Raw genomic sequence first — 19,794 nt, 5'->3', positions numbered from 1 at the left:
TATTTATACGACATAAGGAATCTGATATGGCCCGTAAAGGCATTATTCTGGCCGGTGGCTCGGGCACACGGCTTCATCCCATCACCCGCGGGGTTTCCAAGCAGCTATTGCCCGTTTATGACAAGCCGATGATCTATCATCCTGTATCCGTGCTGATGCTGGCGGGTATTCGCGATATCCTGATTATCTCGACGCCTGAAGACTTACCTCAGTACCAGAGCCTGCTGGGCAACGGCGAGGACTTTGGCGTTCGCTTTGAATACGCCATGCAACCAAGCCCGGATGGGCTGGCCCAGGCATTTATCATCGGTGAAGAGTTTATCGGCGACGATCCGGTGTGCCTGGTGCTGGGCGACAACATCTTCCACGGCCAGCATTTCAGTGAACAGCTCAAGCGCGCAGATACCCAACCCGGCGGCGCAACGGTATTCGGTTATCTGGTAAAAGATCCGGAGCGCTTCGGCGTGGTGGAGTTTGATGAGACGGGCAGGGCGGTTTCCATTGAGGAAAAGCCTGCCAAGCCAAAGTCTCGCTATGCCGTCACCGGCCTGTATTTCTATGATAACGACGTGGTGGAAATTGCCAAAGGCGTCACGCCATCGGAGCGTGGCGAGCTGGAAATAACCAGTATCAACAATGCTTATTTGGAGCGCGGTGACCTGCGCGTTGAGCGTCTGGGCCGTGGCTTTGCCTGGCTGGATACCGGCACCCACGACAGTCTTTTAGAAGCCAGCCAGTACGTGCAAACCATTGAACACCGCCAGGGGCTGAAAATCGCTTGCCTGGAAGAAATTGCCTGGCACAACGGCTGGATAAGCGACGAGACGCTGGCGAATCTGGCCACGCCCCTGGCCAAGACTCAATATGGCCAGTATTTGCAGCGCATGCTGGCAAGCGGCAGCGCAGGACGCTAATACATATTTCTCGAGCGCCGGTGGTGCGTGCGCTGTGATGGAGCGTGGTATCGGGCGCTTCCGCGCTGGCGGGTACCACGCGTTTTACGCTCAAGGAAACGAGGCCAGATGATGCCATGAATCAATTTTCAGCCGTTAGCCCTACACCCGCGTTTACCCCGGTTAATGCGCTGCAGCAGCATGCCGAGGCCATGCAGTGCCAGCCACTGGGCGATTTGTTGCGTAGCGAGCATGGCCATGGGCGCGCCCGTGCGCTGCAGTGGACGTTTGGCTCCATGCATGTGGATGCCAGCAAGCAACGGCTGACGCCACGGACGCTGGAACTGTTGAGCCAATGGGCAACAAGCTGCCATTGGGAAGAAAAGCGCCAGGCACTGTTTAGCGGTAAGCCGATGAACGCCTCCGAGGGCCGGGCGGCATTGCACATGGCGGCTCGCTGGCCGCTAGAAACACAGGCACCTGCCGGTATGGCAACGGCGGTGGCAGAGTGTCAGGCGCAGCAGCGTAAGTTGGCAGGTTTGGTCGACAAACTGCATGCAGGGCGCTGGTGCGGGGCAACCGGCCAGCCGATTGCAGATGTATTGCATATTGGCGTAGGCGGTTCAGACCTTGGCCCAAAGTTGATTAACGAGGCACTGGGAGACGTGCCGGCTTATCGCCGCATACGGGTGCATTACGTCTCCACCATGGATGGCGCGCAGCTTATACCGCTGATGGAAGAGCTGAATCCGGCTGCCACCCTGGTAGTGTTGGCATCCAAGTCTTTTACCACGGCAGATACCCGCTTTAACGTACAAACGGCGCTGGCCTGGCTAAGTGAGGCGCTGGAAGTTGAGAAAAGTGCCCTTTACCGCAGCCAGCTGATCGGCATTTCGGCCAAGCCGGACAAAATGCGTGAGTTCGGTATTCCCGAGGCGCACCAGCTGACGTTTTTGAACACGATAGGCGGACGTTTTTCGGTATGGTCTGCCATTGGCATCAGCGTGGCCATGGCGTTGGGAATGCCCGTTTTTGAGCGGTTACAGGCCGGCGCCCATGCCATGGACCGCCATTTTATGGATGCGCCGTTTACGGATAATCTGCCTGCGCTGCTGGGCAGCATAGGTGCCTGGAATACACAGTTTCTGGATATTTCCAGTCATGTCGTGCTGCCTTACGATGGCCGGCTGAAAAGCTTCACGCCATATGTGCAGCAAGTCGAAATGGAGTCCAACGGCAAGAGTGTAAGCGCGGCCGGGCAAAGCGTGCAGCATGCGACCAGCCCGATTGTATGGGGAGACCTTGGCCCCAACGCCCAACATGCGTTTTATCAGCTGTTGCATCAGGGGTGTCATACGGTCAGTGCGGATTTCATTGCCGTCGCACGCCACGATGTTACAGCATCAGCGGGCGTGACTGATGCGCTGCGCGAGCAGCAGGCACTTACCCTGGCCAATTGCCTGGCACAGTCACAGCTGATGGCGCTTGGCGATGCGGCTATTCCTGCAGGCCTGCGCGGGAAAATACCACCGGGTTATCGGGGCAACCATCCAAGCACTACGATTGTGCTGGAAACCCTGGATGCCTGGAGCCTGGGAGCACTAATGGCCATGTACGAGCACAAGGTATTTGTACAAGCCGTGCTGTGGGGGTTAAACCCCTTTGACCAGCCGGGGGTAGAACTGGGCAAAAAGCTGGCGACCGGCCTTCACCAAAAGTTTGTCGACGGCCCGCAGGAACAGGGCGTGGATGACACCGCCCAGGTTTGCGACCCGGCCACCGGGCAGCTGCTTGAACAGATTCTTCAATGGCGTAATGCCGGCACCTCTTGAACTCTCTTGTAAACAGGATGTAACAATGCACACCCTGCGCAAAGCGATAATTCCCGTGGCGGGCTTTGGCACGCGCTTGCTGCCGATCAGCAAGGCAATTCCCAAAGAAATGGTGCCGGTAGTAGATCGGCCGCTGATTCAACATGTGGTAGAAGAAGCGTTAGCCGCTGGGATCAACGAGATAATCCTGGTGACACGCACCGGCAAGGCAGCCATCGAAGATCACTTTGATACCCATGTGGAGCTGGAGCAATCGCTGGCAGAAAAGGGCAAGCAAGCCTTATTGGACACGCTTGCCGACATTGCCCCACCAGAGTTGACAATTACCAGCGTGCGCCAGCCCGAAGCACGCGGGCTAGGGCATGCGGTGTTGTGTGCCGCGCACTTGTTGGCCAGCAATGAACCCTTTGCCGTTATGTTGCCGGATGTGCTGGTGAAACCACAGCCCGCAGGCGCCGACCAAGAAGGCGATCTGCGCCGGATGATGGCTTGCTGGCAGCAAAATGAGAGGGCGCAAATCATGGTAGAAGCGGTACCCGAAGCCCATGTGCAGCGCTACGGTATTATTGACTGCGGCGGCCGACAACCGGGTGCCGGCCAGAGTGTTGCCATGCATGGCGTTGTGGAAAAACCCGACCCTGCTGAGGCACCGTCACGTCTGGCGGTTATTGGCCGCTATTTGTTACCTTATCGCATCATGGAGTTATTGAGTACTCAGCCCCCCGGGGCAGGCAATGAAGTTCAGCTGACTGATGCTATTGACCGCTTGCTGCAAGAAGGGCAGCAAGTCGAAGCGTTTCGCATGCATGGCCGCACCTTTGACTGCGGGAATATTGCCGGCTGGCTGCAGGCCAATACCCAACTGGCGCGTGAGGCCGGTTATGAGGTGTAAGGCAGTAACCGATAACAACTCGATGAAAAACTTGTTAGCGGCCTATTTTGTTCGCCCGGATGCCAGTGATCCTGAGCAGCGTGTCAATTTCGGTACGTCGGGTCATCGTGGCAGCTCACTGGCAGGCAGTTTCAGCGATTGGCACATTGCCGCCATTGTCCAGTCCGTGGTGGACTACCGCCGTGACGCGGCTATTACCGGCCCGCTGTTTCTGGGGCGCGATACCCACGCGCTTTCACTGCCCGCCTGGGAAACGGCGCTGAAGGTGCTGGCCGGCAACGGCGTTGATATCGTCATCGCGACCGACGATGAAGTGCTGGCCACGCCGGTGATCAGCCATGCCATTTTGCGTCACAATGGGGCAGATTTTCAGCGTGCAGGGGCTCAGCCGGCTGATGGCCTGATCATCACGCCATCTCACAACCCACCGGAAGATGGCGGGATCAAGTACAATCCGCCCCACGGCGGCCCGGCCGAAGCCGGTATTACACGCTGGCTTGAACGTCAGGCGAACGAGTATCTTGAGGCGGAAACATCCGGTATTGCCAGGTTAGCATTGCCCGAGGCGCGTCGGCAGGCGCGTGAGCAGGATCTGATTGGTCACTATGTGGAAACCCTGGGCGAGACCGTCGATATGGCTGCCATTCAGGCAAGCGGCCTGCGCCTTGGCGTCGACCCTATGGGCGGTACCGCATTGCCGATATGGCAGCGGGTAGCCGAGCACTATGGGCTGGCGCTGGAGGTGGTGAACACCCGGGTAGATCCCACCTTTGCCTTTATGCCGCCGGACCACGACGGTAAGATCCGCATGGACTGCTCAAGCCCTGCCGCCATGGCTAACTTGCTCAATATTCGTCAGCGCTTTGACCTGGCCTTTGGCAACGACCCGGACGCCGACCGCCACGGCATTGTTGATGCCGGCGGGCTGATGAACCCCAACCACTACCTGGCGGTGGCCATTGATTACCTGTTGAGCCATCGGCCGTGCTGGGCGTCAACGCGTAAAATCGGCAAGACGCTGGTATCTTCCTCCATGATCGACCGCGTAGTAGCGGGGCATAATCGCCCGCTGTATGAGGTGCCGGTCGGTTTTAAGTGGTTTGTAGACGGGCTGGATCAGGGTTGGCTGGCGTTTGGTGGCGAAGAAAGCGCCGGTGCCAGCCTGCTGACCCAAAACGGCCAGCCATGGTCTACCGATAAAGATGGTATTGCGTTGTGCTTGCTGGCGGCTGAGATCATGGCCGTCACCGGTCAATCTCCCGGCGAACGCTATGCTGCGCTGACGCAGCGTTACGGTGAGCCGCATTACCGGCGTATTGATACCCCCTGCAGCGCCGGGCAAAAGGCCGCTTTCAAACAGCTGGATGCACAGCGCGTAACGGCTTCAACCCTGGCCGGCGACCCGATAACGCAGGTGATGACCCATGCCCCCGGCAACGATGCGCCTATTGGTGGTATCAAGGTGACAACCGCTAACGGCTGGTTTGCCGCTCGACCCAGCGGTACCGAGGCGATTTACAAACTCTACGCGGAAAGCTTCCACGGAGATGCCCACCTCAACGAGGTTTTGACTGAAGCCAGACAGCTCCTCGACAGCATCCTGTAGCCTCGCTTTCAATATCAGTCCACGGACGACACGGACTTCCACGGACAAAATTTCAAATGTTAATGATTTTTGGTTTTGTGCGTGTGTCTCGCGAGTGTCCGTAGCCCAAAAAGAGACTCTTATGATTTACGAAAAACTGGCCATTCCCGACGTCGTTCTCCTTACCCCCAAGGTGTTCGGCGACGAGCGTGGTTTCTTCATGGAAACCTTCCGTCAATCGGAATTCGAACAGCACTGCGGCGATTACCGTTTTGTACAAGATAACCACAGCATGTCAGCGCACGGCATTCTGCGCGGCCTGCACTACCAGCTGGAAAAGCCCCAGGGCAAGCTGGTGCGCGTGACGCGTGGCGAAGTGTTTGATGTGGCCGTGGATGTGCGTAAAAATAGCCCGACGTTTGGCCAGTGGGTAGGGGCTACCCTTAGCGCTGACAACAAGCAGATGCTGTGGGTGCCGCCAGGCTTTGCCCATGCCTTCTATGTGGTAAGTGACGAGGCGGAATTTCAGTACAAATGTACTGACTACTACAACCCCGGTGATGAATACTGTATCCGTTGGGACGACCCTACGCTGGCTATCGATTGGCCGCTGCTTAATGGTAAAGCGCCAAGAGTCTCAGAGAAGGATGGGCAGGGTAATTCCTTTGTAGATGCGACGAAATTTGACTAAAGATTGTTTGTGAATGGTGCGCAAATATAACATAAAGGATATAAGCGTGTGCAAAACAGATAAAGCAGGTGCGGCTGGTAAGGTATTGCCAAACACCGCTGCTCACGATATTGAAGCGTTGCCTTATGTGATTATGGCTGATGGCAAGTCTGATTCAGTACTGAAGGTCGACAGCGTACGCTTGGCCCAAGATGAATTACTTGTTGAGGGGTGGGAAGCTAGTACGGCTCATACCGCGTTGAACTTCTGGGTAGATGGTATACAACAAAAATCTGTATGTTCGGATATGCCTCGCACAGATGTTGAAGCCAGCATGCGTGGAGTTAACCCATCATTAAAATGTCGCGGCTTCCAGATAAAAATGCATCTGATAAAGGTGCCATACCAAGCAATTCAATTGGCTTGGAAGACTGCAGAAGAGGATAGCCCACGGCTTTTTCATATTAAAGTGCCGACAATGGATCAAGCAGTTGGAGTCGATATGCCTGAGGATATTACTGTGCAGGATAATGCTGATACTCAGCCGTCAACAACAGCTTGGGACTCAGAGTTTTTGAGTCAGGCAAACTGGCAGCAACTTGATACTTTAAAAGTTAACGCACATCTTGACCGTTTTGGCATCATGCCGCAGCGTAGTGGGTTGTTGGCCGGATGGGTAGTTGCTCAGCCAGGATGGGAGCTCTGGCTGTGTGACAGTGAAGGTAATGTTGAGTCGTTGGATAACGCATTACGCTATCAGCGCGAAGATGTCGTTGAGTTGTTTCGCGAGCAATTTGGTCAGCATACGGGAGATGCAGGGTTTGTCATGCCTTGGCCGTATGCCTTGATGCCCGGTGCGGTCATGCGCTTAATCGCTTATCATACTGAGTCAATGCAGGCGTTTGAAGTTTTTCGCAGTACGCCGGAAGAAGTCTCTAGCGATCCTGAAGGCTATGCCCGATGGGCGTTTACCGTACCCACCCCGGCAGAGAAGTTCAATGAGCGATTGAACCGTTGGGAAGGTGCATTGATCGAAGAATTGCTGGCAGAACGCCAAGCCTACTTTGATGCTCAGAGCACAGAGCCTGACGTGCAGGTATTGGGAATGCCTCCCAAGGTCCCCACTCTTAGCATTATCATTCCATTATACAGCCGCTGGGATTTTGTCGAGCATCAGCTGCTGGCTTTCTCGCGCGACCCGGCACTGCTTGAGAGCACCGAGATTATCTACGTCGTGGATGATCCTCGTATTCTTACGGCGATCTCCAACGAAGTGGAAAACCTTCACCGGCTTTATAATGTACCCTTTAAACTGGTTTGGGGGCACCGTAACCGCGGTTTTTCCGGTGCGAATAATCTTGGCGTCAGCGTGAGTTGTGGCCGTCAGGTACTACTGTTGAATAGTGATGCTTTCCCGACGATCCCGGGTTGGGCCAATCAACTCAGCCACCTTCTAGATACTCATCCTGAATTCGGCATGCTAGGGGCGCGCTTATTGAATCCCGAAGGAGGAATGCAGCATGCAGGCATGGTGTTCTTTCATTCGAGCTCTTGGCAAGTATGGCTTAATAAACATCCGATGGCTGGCCTAGACCCACAGTTTGATGTGGTGCCTGAAGGCATGAAAGTGATCGAGAAGCCTGCTGTTACAGGAGCTTGCGTCATTATGACACGGGAACTGTATGATCAGGTTGGCGGGCTGGATGAAGGTTATCTGATTGGTGATTTCGAAGATTCAGACCTTTGCCTGAAGGTCATCCACGAAAATAGCAAAGTGGGTTATGCACCGGGTGTTGAGTTGGTGCACTTAGAGCGGCAGTCATTTTCTTCGTTGGGGGATACATCATTCCGCACGCTGATTGTGCGCTTCAATGCTTGGCGTCATACGCAGCGTTGGGGTACACAAATTCAGTCGGTGATGAAGAAATTCAGTTAAAGGGTGAAAAAAGATGGATTCGGCATTAAAAGACAGAAAAATATCACGCGTGTTGGTGATGGCCCATGGGCATCCTGATTTTGCCTTGGGTGGTGGTGAGCTGGCCGCATATAATTTATTTAAATCGCTGCGTGATGATGACACTATAGACCAAGCTTGGTTTGTCGCCCGCCACGATAGCGGTAATGGCCCTACCGGTGCGCTGACGTTGCGGCGTGAAAATGAGTATTTGTGGCAACAGTCACTGGGCAATTCTTTTTTGTTAAAAGCAGCCAATAGCCATGCAATATGGAATGACTTCCGTCAGCTGATTCGAGTGATGAAACCAACAGTGGTGAATTTGCACCATTATTTTCATCTAGGTATCGAGTTGTTAAGAGTTATCAAGGAAGAAGATCCAGATATTCGCGTCGTGCTGACTTTGCATGAGTATATGGCAATTTGTCATCAGCAGGGGCAGATGGTTAAGCGCGGGTCCAATAAGCTATGCTTTAGTTCATCATTGGAAGACTGTCATCGCTGCTTTCCTGAGTTCACCAAGGAACAGTTTTGGTTACGGCGAAGCTTTATCGGACATCATTTTGATTATGTTGATCATTTTATTTCCCCCTCACATTTTCTTAAGCAGCGTTATGTGGAGTGGGGAATCGCTGAAGAGAAAATCAGTGTGATCGAGAATGGACAGTCACCCGAGCCAAAACTGTCACCGCGTCCGCTTCCCGCCGTGTCGGAAGAAAAGGATGATACAGGAGAACGGTACGAGAAAGACGATGTGAGAAGTGGAAGTTCGCTAGAGTGCGACACCTCAAAAGTCCGCCGAAAGCTCCGCAAGCCAACACGTAACCGCTTGGCCTTCTTTGGCCAAATTAATCCCTTCAAAGGCATTGATGTTTTGATGCACGCCATGCTTTCCATGACCAGGGAGGATCGTGATAAGTTTGTGGTAGAAGTTCATGGTGCAAATTTTGAGCATCAAGCGGATGATTTCAAAAATTCAGTGATGAGTATGGCCAATACGCTAATGGAAGAAGGTTCATTGCGTTGGGTCGGCCCTTATGAACCCTTTCAGGTGCGCGAGCGGATGCGCAACGTCGATTGGGTAATTATTCCGTCAATATGGTGGGAGAACTCGCCCATGGTGATTCAGGAGGCTTTCGTTAATGGCCGTCCGGTTATTGCTTCTGATATTGGTGGCATGAAAGAGAAAATTACGCATGAAGTTGATGGCTTGCATTTTGAAGCACGAAATCCACTAAGCTTGGCAGAAACGCTCAAGCGTGCCGCTGCCATGACGGATGCTGATTGGACGACGCTACATGAAGGGATTAAAGCACCGCTAAGTTATCAGAAAAGTGCAGAAAAATATGCACAAATCTTTGAGGGTTGATAAATGTATACTCCTGTTTTTTATGCTTTGAATGATACCGTTGATGAGGCGCCCTTCTTAGAGACAGATAAGATTTTTTCAGACACTGGGAGGAATACGGGAAATCTCGCTTTTACTTATGCTACGCGCCGGCTATTGGGCGAAAATGTCACGGGATTTAACTGGTCGGGAAGTCATCAAAAAAATGACAACGAGCTACTAGTGGTGTCATGTGCTAATCAGTTAGGTGCTCATTGTGATATGGGTGAACAGGCAAAAAAGATCGAAAAAATGGATATGCCAGTCATCGCATTGGGGCTAGGCGCTCAGGCGGGAAGCGTCAGTGAAATGCCTGAAGTGCCTCAGGGAACCATAGACTGGTACGATGCAATGGCTTCAAAGGCCTTATCCGATAAGCCAAACATTGCGCTTAGAGGAGAGCATACCTATCAATACTTAAAAAGCATCGGTCGAGAAAAGTCGGCAGTGGTGCTTGGCTGTCCTTCCAATCTAATCAGCCCCTTTCGCGACTTAGGGAAACGCATCAAGGATCGTGAAGTTTTTCCACCTAAGCGAGTAGCTGTTGCGGCTGGGAGCCCATGGGTTCCTAAGCATAGAATGTTAGAGCGTACTCTCGCCGATATGGTGACTCAGACAGGTGGTAGCTATATTACTCAGATGACGCTAGAAATGATTCAGTTAGCACGGGCCGATTTTTCTCACATGGATAAAGAGGTTTTGCTTAAATATAAGAATTTTCTACGCCCTAACATGGTGCTCCCGGAATTTATGCAGTGGTGCCGACAACATGTTGAAATGTTTACTCATGTGCCATCTTGGATGGAGCATTTGAGAAAATTTGATTTCGTGGTTGGTAATCGTATTCATGGTGTTATGCTTGCATTACAAGCTGGTGTGCCGGCCATGTGTATTGCTCACGACTCTAGAATTGTCGAACTGTGTGAGACGATGTGTGTTCCATACGTTCATATGGATGAAGTGAGTAAGCACGGACTTAATATTTACAATTTGCAAAGCTATTATAATTTTGATGCAGAAAAATATGATTTTCAACGTCTTGAACTGGCAGAAAAATTCCGACAATTTTTCCAAAATAACTCCCTGACCGAGCTCAAAAGGTTGAGTGTTTTTCTTGAGGGAGAGTGAGATGAAAAAAGAGGTGATTATACACATTGGGACTCATAAAACTGGAAGTAGCTCTATTCAGGAGAGTTTTTATGGGTCTATGGGGGAGGGGGGTGTAGAGTATTTTGATTTTGGAGAGCCTAACCATTCACATGTAATGGCGAGTCTTTTTTTAAATAACCCTTATAATTATCACTTTCATAGGAAGCTTGGAAAAACTAAGAAATATGTTGATGCTTATGTAAGTGAGTGGTTTTCCGTTATTGACAGGCAGATTTTTTCTTCCGAGAAAGAAGTTTTTTTTATCTCCGCTGAAGATGTTTGTACCTTTACGGAGCCAGAGCTTGTAAGAATGAGCCCGCCTAATTCACCGGGCTGAGACAGAAAAGAAGATGGCGAGCAGTTTCTCTTGTAGAATCAAGATGTTCCTGAACGAACACAATTCAAGAGGACCACTCGCCATGGGTGAAAGCTTATCCCCCTGGACCCCGTCATGCAACGGGTCCATCCGCGTCGAGCTCAGCGGCCATCGCACCACCAGCGACAGCGGTGCTTTGCTGTTGCGTGAAGCCCTCGACAACAGCGGCATGATCGATGCGCTGGACGACCATCTGGTCGATCACCGCGACCCGGATCGCGTCCGCCACTCGTTAGCCAGCCAGCTGCGTACCCTGGTGCTGCAGCGTTCGATGGGCTGGATCGACCTCAGCGATACCGATACGCTTCGCCGTGACCCGCTCTGGCAGCTAGCCTGCAGTGATGCCCGCGGGACAACGCCGTTGGCTCAGGACCGGCCATCTCAAGCGACGCTGTCGCGGCTGCTGACGTGCCTGGGCCGCGACGACAATATCGATACCGTGCATGAGGGCCTGCTGCGGCTGGCGGTCTGGCGACTGACCTCGCTGAACGGCGGCGAACGCCCCGAGCATCTGACGCTGGACATCGACGGCTTGCCGATCGACGTTCACGGCCACCAGGGCGGTTCGGCGTTTCATGGACTTTACGGGGCCAGAATATACTCGCCTTTGGTGGCCTCGCTGGCAGAGACCGGCGACATGGTGGGCGGCCTGCTGCGTGAAGGTAACGCCGGCCCAGCCGAGAATGCCGATACCTGGATCCCACATCTGGTGCGGCGACTCAACGAGAGCACCGGGGCCAAGGTCAAGGTGCGCATCGACGCCGGCTTCACCGACAACGACACGCTTGAGGCGCTGGAAGATCGCGACATCGAGTATCTGGGCCGGTTGCGCAGTCATACGGGCCTGCAGACACTGGCAGCGCCACATCTGAAGCGGCCACGCGGCCGGCCCCCCGAGCAACCTCGGGAATGGTGCCATGACCTGGCGTACCAAGCCGGTACCTGGCCGGCGCCGCGGCGCGTGGTGCTGGTGGTACAAGAGCGGCCCGATGATCTGCTGCTGCATGCCTTCTTTTTGGTCACCAATCTCGGCAAGTTCGACTGGCCGCCGGAAAAGGTCCTGGCGCTTTATCGCAAGCGCGGCAGCGCCGAAGCCCACATGGGCGAGGTGAAGTCGTCGCTCGATATGCATCTCTCCTCGACTGATCGCGGTGTCTCCACCGTCCAGGACGTCATGGCCCGCAACGAGGTAAACCTGCTGCTGACTCTCTGCGCTTATCAGGTGCTACACGGGCTGCGTTGCCTGTTGGAACGACAGACCCGGCAGGGCTGGAGCCTGAAGCGGATGCGCGAGCAGGTGCTCAAGGTGGCCGCCACGCTGACAGTGCACGCCCGGCGTATCACCGTGCACCTCGGCGATGCCGCCGACAAATGGTGGCCATCCTTACTGAAGGGGTTGCCGCGGCTGACGGCATTGACCTGACACGTCGCATTACTCAGCCTTTTCCAGCAGACAAAACGGCCACTATGGAGGCCGACGACCACGGCTGCGCCGTCACTCGAAACCAATGAACTTCAGTTATAAATATCACGGCATTGATACGATAAAGCTATGTGCTAATCGGCTACTCAGCGACCGTATGACATAAAAGCCGGTCGGTCCCGGTCACCACGGGACGTAAAACGCTCGTTCGGCGTCCTGATGAATAAGGCGGGATGAGGGATTTTCTTCAGAAATATTTTTTGTCTATAAAAATTATTTGCTATCTAAGGTCGCCTGTGGCATTTATGCAATCTCTTTTTCAGCAGCGTCTAAAAGGAGGTGTTGCTGAATTAAAGCCTGAAAGGTTGTATTCAAGCTACCGTAATCTTGTTGAGAAATTTGTCAAAGTTTTTGGGGTAGAGCACAGTACCTTTGTTCAGTTCTCTAAGGAATCGCTTATTGATGGTGATGTAGTTGCAGATGTTGCGAGTAGGATAAATGAAGATAAAAATAATATCAAAGTGAAGCGGGCTAACGAGGGGCTTTCGGCAGAGGCCGCCGCAGTGCTCTTTGTTTATCTTAGGTTTTCGGCGCCTAATGTTATGGATAGGGAGGCCTATAAAAGGAGTAAGAAGCTGGTGGCCTTGCTTAAAGGGTTCGGTGAGAATAAGTTGCTGTTTGGTGAGAAGTACTATTCGTTTGTGGAACATGAAAGATGCCATGATTTAAAATGGTTGAAGAAGCATGTTGGGTGCACTATGGATGAGAAGTTTGTAGCGAAAAAAAACACGGTGATCGTGAACTCCGCAGAAGATTTGGTTTGTTATTGTAAGTCTGTATATCCTGATTTTATTAGGCATTTGGCTGAAAATAACAAGGGAAATGTGAAGGTTATAGATGTTGTTAGAGCGGTTGATGCCTTTTGTTAACTCCTGCACAGTGTTTTCTTATAATACAGCGATAGGCGAGGGATAATTTGAAAATTTTGGTTGCAGGTGGAGCTGGATACATTGGTTCCCATATGGTCAAGCAACTCTTCCGCGCCGACCATTCCGTGGTAGTGCTGGATAATCTCTCCACCGGCTTTCGCGAACTGGCTCGTTATAGTGAGCTGGTAGTGGGCGATCTGGCTGATACTGCACTGTTGGAGCGGCTGTTCCGCGAGCACCGCTTTGACGGGGTGATGCACTTCGCGGCGGCCAGCCTGGTGGGCGAGTCCATGCAGGACCCGGGCAAGTATTACCGCAACAATGTGGCCGATACCCTCAACCTGCTTGAGGTGATGGTGCGCCACGAGGTGAAGCACTTTATCTTTTCCTCCACCGCGGCCACCTTCGGCGAGCCGGAGAGCGTGCCGATCGACGAGGCGCACCCTCAGCGGCCTATCAACCCCTATGGGGCTAGCAAGCTGATGGTGGAGCGCATGTTGCAGGATTTCCATGCTGCCCACGGCCTCAGTTCGGTATGCCTGCGCTACTTCAATGCCTGCGGGGCAGATCCTGAAGGCGAGTTGGGCGAGTGTCACGACCCGGAAACCCACCTGATTCCGCTGATTCTGCAGGCGGCCTCCGGGCGGCGAGAGAATATCACCGTGTTCGGGCGTGATTATGCCACTGAGGATGGCACCTGTGTGCGTGACTATATCCATATTGAGGATTTGTGTAGCGCTCATGCCTTGGCTCTGGAGGCACTAGTAAGCGGCGAGAAGCAGGGCGCGCTGGCCTACAACTTGGGCAATGGCCAGGGCTATTCGGTACAGCAGGTGGTCGAGGCAGTGCAGCAGGTGGTGGCCGAAGATGACTTCACGCTTGAAGTGAAAGAGGGCGACCGCCGTGCCGGTGACCCGGCAGTGCTGGTGGCCGATGCGACTCTGGCGCGGCGTGAGCTGGGCTGGCAACCCCAGTACGCTGAGTTGGATATCATCATTCGCCACGCCTGGGCGTGGGAGAGAAGGATGCTTCGCTAGCGAGCAGTAGCACAGCTGCATCATGGTGGGGCAGGGCTCCGACTAATCGTCAGGAGCTATTCTATCAATTTGAGTTTTTATATGATCAAACACGTCATTCGGAGTTTGCGTTCTTCTGCAAGCTCCCATAAACCCGCTGAGGTTGTGCTCCATATTGGCGCGCCCAAGTGCGGCTCTTCTGCCATACAACGTTTTTGTGTTACCCACCGTGATGCACTACTGAAGTTGGGGTATTTTTATCCGGAGCACTCGCTGGATGTGAATGGCGTTTCAGGTGGCCATACCCAAGTGGCAGGGGCGTTGATTAACGACAAACGAGAACAGGCACGCGTGACATTTCAGCGTTGGCTGAATGAGGCAAAGAAGCAGCAGGCCTGTCTGTTGATTTCCGCTGAGGCGTTATATGGCCAACATGCCGCCATGTCCGAGTTTTGCAAAGGGCTGAATGTTAAAGTCATCGGTTTTCTGCGCCACCCCATTGAGTATTTGCTGGCTAATCATAACCAGGGCATCAAACGCCATATGAGTACGAGGCGTCTTGGTGAGCTACTGCCTGAATTGTTGGGCAAATCCACAGGGCACTTGGTGGGCTTGCCTCTGATCCACTGGGCCGAGGCATTCGGGGATGACAGTTGTCATTTTATGGCGTATCAGTCACCTAGCGCCGGTGGCGCGCCAGTAGAAGGACGTTTTTTGCAGGCGCTTGGTATCGAAACACAGATGTCTCCTCAGTTGCAGCAGCTTGGCGGGCAAACCAATCGCAGCTATGTGAAGTCGGCGCTTGAGCTGAAACGGCTGCTGAATACCGTTCTAGGTGACCTACCTGCCCATGATGCGCACCAGGTAGATTGGAGCCTGCAAGGCTATTCGGATCGAGCACGTGGTGAGTCAGGCTACACCATGGCTGACCTTACCATGGAGATACGCGAGCGCCTTGAAGAGCACTTGCTTAAGCAAATGGCCCCCGTCGTCAAGCATTTTCCTGAACTCAAGGCGGTTGCTGAAGTGCCGGTTGAGGTGAGCCTGGAGTCAAACCACTGGCTAAATCTGGCAGCTCCGCTGGCCGCATTGGCAGCCGATGCGCCACAGGTAACAACCGACATACGCCAGCGCGCGGTGAAGCAGCGTGAACAGGGGCGGCAGGATTACACCTTCTGCAAGCTGTTGGATGTGCTTGGTATCGAATTCAATGAGCCTGGCGGTGTAGAGCCAACCCCCGGTTTGACCGTACATCAACGTAATACCTTAAGTAAGCCACACGCTCGCGAAGCTGATTGCCTGCGTGAGATGGCAGTTTTGCTGGAGCGCCAGGGGCTGTTGGCGGATGCGCTATTTGCCATTGGACGTGCCTTGGAAAAGCGCCCTGAAGGTAAGGGAATACAACGCATCAAGGCTCGTATGGAACAAAGGCAGCAAATACAGCAAGCCAGCCAGGCAGCGTGTGAGGATAAGCGCCCTGAAGCAGGTCAATCATGAACGCACGTACTCGTAAACGCCTTGATAAAGGCTTGCGCTGGTTGGCGCGGGCACTCAACCAAACACCGCTGGTGCGCCGGCCGCTAAGCCGCTTGAAGCCACATCGCCATCTGCGCTGTGAAGAAAATGCAGCGGGTACCGGCTTTGAATGGCAAGCGGTAGGTGATGACCCGCAGTTCAGGCTGACTCGTGAATTGCCGTTGCCGGGCTGGCACATGCTTGAAGTGGCTATGACCCACGATCAACCAAGCGCGGCCGTTAAGCTCTACCTGGATACCGGCTGGGGCTTTAACGAAGCGCAAAGCGTTTACCTGCCAATGAAGGCGGGCCGGGTGAGCAAGCGGCTGTTTTATGTGCCCCGGCCGCTCAAGGCGCTGCGCTTTGACCCCATGGGCCAAGAGGGGCACTTTACCCTGCATCACCTGCGTATGGCTTGGCTGAGTCCGTGGTTTGCCCATGATCGCCTGGCCCAGCGGCTGGCCAATATGCATCACGAATACCGTGATGTGGCCAAAGGCGAAGTGCTGCCGGCGTTGAAGCGCCGCGCACGTGAGGAGCAACGCGACTGGCATACGCTGGCGCTTGCGGATTACGACGCCACCTTTGAGCGGCGTTCTACCCGTTACAGCTATACCGAATGGCTGAGTAAGCGGCGGCGCCTCTCGCCGCAACACGTGCAGCGGGTCATTGCCAAACTGCGTCAGCGGCCGCTGATTTCGATTGTGCTGCCGGTGTATAACCCGCGACTGGAGTGGCTGCGCGAATGCTTGGACTCAGTGCTGGAACAGCACTACCCGCATTGGCAGCTGTGCATTGCCGACGATGCCTCCAGTGATTCTGAGGTGCGCCAGGTGCTGGCCGAATACGCCGAGCGCGATGCGCGCATCCAGGTCGTGTACCGCCAGCAAAATGGCCATATTTGCGCGGCCAGCAACTCGGCCCTTGAACTGGCGGAGGGGAACTTTGTTGCACTGCTTGACCATGACGACCGGCTTTCGCCCTATGCGTTGTTTCATGTGGCTGAAGCGCTGCACCGTCATCCGGATGCCGGGCTTTTATACAGCGATGAAGACAAGCTGGGCGAGCGCGGCGAGCGCTTTGACCCGCACTTCAAGCCGCAGTGGAACCCGGATCTGCTGCTGGCGCAGAACTATATCTCGCACTTGGGCGTATACCGCACTGGATTGGTGCGCGAGGTGGGCGGCTGCCGTGAAGGCTTCGAAGGCAGCCAGGATCACGATTTGGCGCTGCGCGTAAGCGACCGGCTAGCGCCCGATCAGATCGTGCATATTCCTCACGTGCTTTACCACTGGCGGGCGGGTGAAGGTTCTACCGCGTTGGAGAGTGGCGAGAAAAATTATACGACCGAGGCGGGCCTGATGGCAGTGCGTGAGCAGGTAACGCGTCGTGTTCCCGCCGCACAGGTAGAAGCGGGGCACTATCCTAATACCTACCGAGTGCGCTGGCCGCTACCGGAACGCCTGCCGCTGGTCAGTTTGCTGGTGCCAACCCGTGACGGTGTGGATATTCTCAAGCCGTGCGTGGATGCCATTCTCGAGCGCACTGATTACCCTGAGCTGGAATTATTAATCCTCGATAATCAAAGTACCTGTACGGCTACGCTGGACTACATGCGCGACGTGTCGACTCGCGATGCGCGGGTGCGGGTGTTGCGCTGGAATGAGCCGTTCAACTATTCGGCGATTAATAACTTTGGGGCACTGTATGCCCGTGGCGATATCTTGGGGCTGGTCAATAATGATATCGAACCGATCAACCCGGACTGGCTGTGTGAGCTGGTCCGCCAGGCGTGTCGGCCGGAAATCGGCTGCGTAGGCGCCAAGCTTTATTATCCCAACGATACCCTTCAGCATGCCGGGGTTATCCTGGGCATCGGCGGCGTGGCTGGGCACGCGCACAAGTACTTTAATCGCAACTCGCCGGGCTATTTCACTCGGCTGAACCTGGCGCAAAATTTGTCGGCCGTTACCGGTGCCTGTTTGTTATTGCGTAAAGCGGTGTTTCAAGATGTCGGTGGCCTGAACGAAGAACACCTGGCGATCGCCTTTAACGATGTGGACCTCTGCCTGAAGGTGCGTGGGGCAGGCTACCGTAACCTGTGGACCCCCTACGCCGAGCTGTATCATCATGAGTCGGTGTCGCGTGGCGCGGATGATAATGCTGTTAAGCGAGCGCGAGCTAATGCTGAAGCGCGGTATATGCGGGACACATGGAGCAAACAGTTGGATTGCGATCCGGCCTACAATCCCAACCTCACGTTGGTGCATGAAGATTTTTCGTTGCGCTAGCGAGCGCGTTAATTCGTAGGAGGGCGGCTATGCCGCGCGGTATGTGTATAAGTGGAGAAGCTAATGGTGAAGCGTGAGTCATGAGCGCTGGTTATTGTTGAGCGACGGGGCACGGCCAACTGAGGATATCTATTTTCTTGAGTCGGTCGTGCCCCTTTTGCGTTCTCGGGGGCAGTTGGCAGGGCGGCTAGGCGTACGCGGCTGGCGCTGGCGGCTAGCGCGCCAAGTGCTGGCGCGTCAGCCGGGGGCCAACCTTGTGTTGTGCCGTACGCTGCCCATGCCGGCCCTTCGCTGGCTGGAACGAGAGCGCGATACTTTTGGGCATATCGTGTATCTAATCGACGATGATCTGGCTGCGGCAGCCGAGGATGTCACACTGCCGGCCGCCTATCGCGAGCGTATGGCCAAGGCGGCGGCACAGCAATCGCACCTGCTGGCGCTTGCCGATGAAGTCGTGGCATGTAGCGAGCAGCTGGCTGAAGCGTTGCGTAAGCGGCATGCCAACGTAAGCGTTATGACGCCGCCGCTGATTGCGCCGTTGCCGGCGCTGACACACTTTGATCGGGGGCCTTCACCGGCAAGCCCTTGGTGCATCGGGTTTTATGGCACCCGGGCGCACCTGGCAGATCTTGAGAAAATCGCCCCGGCGCTTGAGGCCGTGCAGCACCGGCGTAATGATACCGAGCTTGAGCTGATGTTGGGCGAGCATGCGCCGGCAACGCTTTCCGACCTGCCGCGTACGCGTTGCCCGGCACCGCTGGCGTGGAAGAAATTTCGCGCGTATCAGGCGCGCCAGCGGCTGCATATTGGCTTGGCGCCATTGCGTGAGACGCCGTTTAACCGCGGCAAATCGTTTATCAAGTTTCTGGATATCGCTGCGATGGGCGGCGTGGGGGTGTATGCCAATCGGTACCCATATACCGAGGTGGTCCAGCATGGCGTTAATGGCCTGCTGGCGGATGATGACCCCGGCGAGTGGCAGCGCTGTATTGAATGGCTGTTGGAACACCCCGGCCAGGCGCGCCGCATGGCCGCGCAGGCCGCCAGCGATGCCAGCCATATTGGCGACCCGACCCGCGCTCAGGAAATTATTACGGCACTGCCTATTGGGTCATAGCGAAAGCCTGCACATATAGGGCGCAGCGTAACGCTGCCCGTTGCCTTGTATTTTTGTCGTCTAAAAACTACAGTTAAGTCATGCTTGCTATTAAACAGACGGATACCTATCGAAAGTGGGAGCGTAAGCTTCGTGATCAGCGCGCCAAGGCACTGATTGCCGCGCGTATCTTCCGCTTTGCCAATGGGTTGCTGGGGGATGTTAAGTCCGTGGGGCAGGGCGTTAGCGAGATGCGTATTCACCACGGCCCTGGCTATCGTATTTACTTCAAGCAGCATGGCAATGAGATAATCATTCTGCTGTGCGGCGGTGATAAAGACTCGCAGCAACGCGATATCGCCACCGCGTACCGTCTGGCGGCAGAGAGGGAGGAGTTATGAGCGACAAAATCTATGATTACGACCCGGCAGCGGCGCTAGAAAGTGACGAAGCGATGGCTGTATTCCTTGCCGATGCGCTGGAAACGGGTGATTCCGCTTATATTGCCAAGGCGATGGGCGTGGTCGCACGCGCCAAGGGCATGGCTGATCTTGCCCGTGACACAGGGCTTTCCCGCGAGCAGCTATACCGCTCATTCAGTGAGCAAGGTAACCCCACCCTGAAAACCCTGCTTGCAGTGATGCGTGCGTTAGGCATGGACTTGACGGCTCGTCCGCATAAGCCAGCGGCATAAAACGCCGCATTTTGGCACCATCGATAGTGAGTGGTGGCGAGCTGGCCCACGCTCGGGAAACATTCAGGGGTGAGTTGTGAGCGCGCTAAGCG

General features: G+C 54.6%; 17 protein-coding genes. All 17 read left to right on the top strand.

Annotation, left to right across the window (positions count from 1 at the left end; translation table 11 throughout):
• Positions 1-26 precede the first annotated feature (26 nt).
• The 17 genes from rfbA to B5495_RS04400 all read left to right on the top strand — a co-directional run bounded on the left by rfbA (position 27) and on the right by B5495_RS04400 (position 19,702).
• Entirely contained in the window at positions 27-914 is an 888-nt protein-coding gene (rfbA, locus tag B5495_RS04480; RefSeq protein ID WP_079551670.1) for a glucose-1-phosphate thymidylyltransferase RfbA, read from the top strand.
• A 116-nt stretch (positions 915-1,030) separates the two neighbouring features.
• Positions 1,031-2,725, top strand: a complete 1,695-nt coding sequence (pgi, locus tag B5495_RS04475; protein ID WP_079551668.1) for a glucose-6-phosphate isomerase — start codon at positions 1,031-1,033, stop codon at positions 2,723-2,725.
• Between the two features lie 25 nt (positions 2,726-2,750).
• Positions 2,751-3,617 (top strand): UTP--glucose-1-phosphate uridylyltransferase, encoded by an 867-nt coding sequence (locus B5495_RS04470; RefSeq protein ID WP_079551666.1) that lies wholly within the window; start codon positions 2,751-2,753, stop codon positions 3,615-3,617.
• 22 nt (positions 3,618-3,639) lie between these two features.
• On the top strand, positions 3,640-5,223 hold the full coding sequence (gene pgm, locus B5495_RS04465) for a phosphoglucomutase (alpha-D-glucose-1,6-bisphosphate-dependent) (RefSeq protein ID WP_079551664.1): 1,584 nt from the start codon (positions 3,640-3,642) through the stop codon (positions 5,221-5,223).
• 121 nt (positions 5,224-5,344) lie between these two features.
• Positions 5,345-5,893: a dTDP-4-dehydrorhamnose 3,5-epimerase gene (gene rfbC, locus B5495_RS04460; protein ID WP_079551663.1), complete on the top strand. Its 549-nt coding sequence runs from the start codon at positions 5,345-5,347 to the stop codon at positions 5,891-5,893.
• A gap of 46 nt (positions 5,894-5,939) precedes the next feature.
• On the top strand, positions 5,940-7,808 hold the full coding sequence (locus B5495_RS04455) for a glycosyltransferase family 2 protein (RefSeq protein ID WP_172824525.1): 1,869 nt from the start codon (positions 5,940-5,942) through the stop codon (positions 7,806-7,808).
• A gap of 13 nt (positions 7,809-7,821) precedes the next feature.
• On the top strand, positions 7,822-9,195 hold the full coding sequence (locus B5495_RS04450) for a glycosyltransferase family 4 protein (protein ID WP_079551659.1): 1,374 nt from the start codon (positions 7,822-7,824) through the stop codon (positions 9,193-9,195).
• Between the two features lie 3 nt (positions 9,196-9,198).
• Positions 9,199-10,341, top strand: a complete 1,143-nt coding sequence (locus B5495_RS04445) for a polysaccharide pyruvyl transferase family protein (protein ID WP_079551658.1) — start codon at positions 9,199-9,201, stop codon at positions 10,339-10,341.
• Between the two features lies 1 nt (position 10,342).
• The gene (locus tag B5495_RS04440; RefSeq protein ID WP_079551656.1) at positions 10,343-10,699 is read left to right on the top strand and encodes a hypothetical protein; all 357 of its coding nucleotides are present in this window, start codon (positions 10,343-10,345) and stop codon (positions 10,697-10,699) included.
• Between the two features lie 43 nt (positions 10,700-10,742).
• Complete coding sequence (locus tag B5495_RS04435; protein ID WP_079550256.1) at positions 10,743-12,161, top strand: IS1380 family transposase; 1,419 nt, start codon at positions 10,743-10,745, stop codon at positions 12,159-12,161.
• A 233-nt stretch (positions 12,162-12,394) separates the two neighbouring features.
• Positions 12,395-13,090: a hypothetical protein gene (locus tag B5495_RS04430; RefSeq protein ID WP_079551654.1), complete on the top strand. Its 696-nt coding sequence runs from the start codon at positions 12,395-12,397 to the stop codon at positions 13,088-13,090.
• A 47-nt stretch (positions 13,091-13,137) separates the two neighbouring features.
• Positions 13,138-14,127: a UDP-glucose 4-epimerase GalE gene (gene galE / locus B5495_RS04425; protein ID WP_079551652.1), complete on the top strand. Its 990-nt coding sequence runs from the start codon at positions 13,138-13,140 to the stop codon at positions 14,125-14,127.
• Between the two features lie 81 nt (positions 14,128-14,208).
• Positions 14,209-15,603, top strand: coding sequence for a hypothetical protein (locus B5495_RS04420; RefSeq protein ID WP_079551650.1), 1,395 nt, complete (start codon positions 14,209-14,211; stop codon positions 15,601-15,603).
• Positions 15,600-17,912, top strand: coding sequence for a glycosyltransferase family 2 protein (locus B5495_RS04415; RefSeq protein ID WP_079551648.1), 2,313 nt, complete (start codon positions 15,600-15,602; stop codon positions 17,910-17,912). The genes B5495_RS04420 and B5495_RS04415 overlap by 4 nt, the downstream gene beginning before the upstream one ends.
• A 148-nt stretch (positions 17,913-18,060) precedes the next feature.
• Positions 18,061-19,029, top strand: coding sequence for a glycosyltransferase family protein (locus tag B5495_RS04410; RefSeq protein WP_231897227.1), 969 nt, complete (start codon positions 18,061-18,063; stop codon positions 19,027-19,029).
• An 80-nt stretch (positions 19,030-19,109) separates the two neighbouring features.
• Positions 19,110-19,409 (top strand): type II toxin-antitoxin system RelE/ParE family toxin, encoded by a 300-nt coding sequence (locus tag B5495_RS04405; RefSeq protein WP_079551644.1) that lies wholly within the window; start codon positions 19,110-19,112, stop codon positions 19,407-19,409.
• A complete protein-coding gene (locus B5495_RS04400; RefSeq protein WP_079551643.1) occupies positions 19,406-19,702 on the top strand; it encodes an addiction module antidote protein in 297 nt (98 codons plus the stop codon). The genes B5495_RS04405 and B5495_RS04400 overlap by 4 nt, the downstream gene beginning before the upstream one ends.
• The last annotated feature ends 92 nt before the right edge of the window (positions 19,703-19,794 follow it).

Origin of the sequence: Vreelandella subglaciescola, assembly GCF_900142895.1 — a bacterium.
Classification (GTDB): domain Bacteria; phylum Pseudomonadota; class Gammaproteobacteria; order Pseudomonadales; family Halomonadaceae; genus Vreelandella; species Vreelandella subglaciescola.
This window is presented reverse-complemented; position numbering and strand designations above follow the sequence as displayed.

What these genes read in the sequence shown, in the direction of transcription:
- B5495_RS04415 (WP_079551648.1), top strand. Translation starts at nt 15,600, where the DNA reads ATGAACGCACGTACTCGTAAACGCCTTGATAAAGGCTTGCGCTGGTTG.
- B5495_RS04400 (WP_079551643.1), top strand. Translation starts at nt 19,406, where the DNA reads ATGAGCGACAAAATCTATGATTACGACCCGGCAGCGGCGCTAGAAAGT.
- B5495_RS04445 (WP_079551658.1), top strand. Translation starts at nt 9,199, where the DNA reads ATGTATACTCCTGTTTTTTATGCTTTGAATGATACCGTTGATGAGGCG.
- rfbC (WP_079551663.1), top strand. Translation starts at nt 5,345, where the DNA reads ATGATTTACGAAAAACTGGCCATTCCCGACGTCGTTCTCCTTACCCCC.
- B5495_RS04450 (WP_079551659.1), top strand. Translation starts at nt 7,822, where the DNA reads ATGGATTCGGCATTAAAAGACAGAAAAATATCACGCGTGTTGGTGATG.
- B5495_RS04420 (WP_079551650.1), top strand. Translation starts at nt 14,209, where the DNA reads ATGATCAAACACGTCATTCGGAGTTTGCGTTCTTCTGCAAGCTCCCAT.
- pgi (WP_079551668.1), top strand. Translation starts at nt 1,031, where the DNA reads ATGAATCAATTTTCAGCCGTTAGCCCTACACCCGCGTTTACCCCGGTT.
- B5495_RS04435 (WP_079550256.1), top strand. Translation starts at nt 10,743, where the DNA reads ATGTTCCTGAACGAACACAATTCAAGAGGACCACTCGCCATGGGTGAA.
- B5495_RS04440 (WP_079551656.1), top strand. Translation starts at nt 10,343, where the DNA reads ATGAAAAAAGAGGTGATTATACACATTGGGACTCATAAAACTGGAAGT.
- pgm (WP_079551664.1), top strand. Translation starts at nt 3,640, where the DNA reads ATGAAAAACTTGTTAGCGGCCTATTTTGTTCGCCCGGATGCCAGTGAT.
- B5495_RS04405 (WP_079551644.1), top strand. Translation starts at nt 19,110, where the DNA reads ATGCTTGCTATTAAACAGACGGATACCTATCGAAAGTGGGAGCGTAAG.
- B5495_RS04470 (WP_079551666.1), top strand. Translation starts at nt 2,751, where the DNA reads ATGCACACCCTGCGCAAAGCGATAATTCCCGTGGCGGGCTTTGGCACG.
- rfbA (WP_079551670.1), top strand. Translation starts at nt 27, where the DNA reads ATGGCCCGTAAAGGCATTATTCTGGCCGGTGGCTCGGGCACACGGCTT.
- B5495_RS04430 (WP_079551654.1), top strand. Translation starts at nt 12,395, where the DNA reads ATGAGGGATTTTCTTCAGAAATATTTTTTGTCTATAAAAATTATTTGC.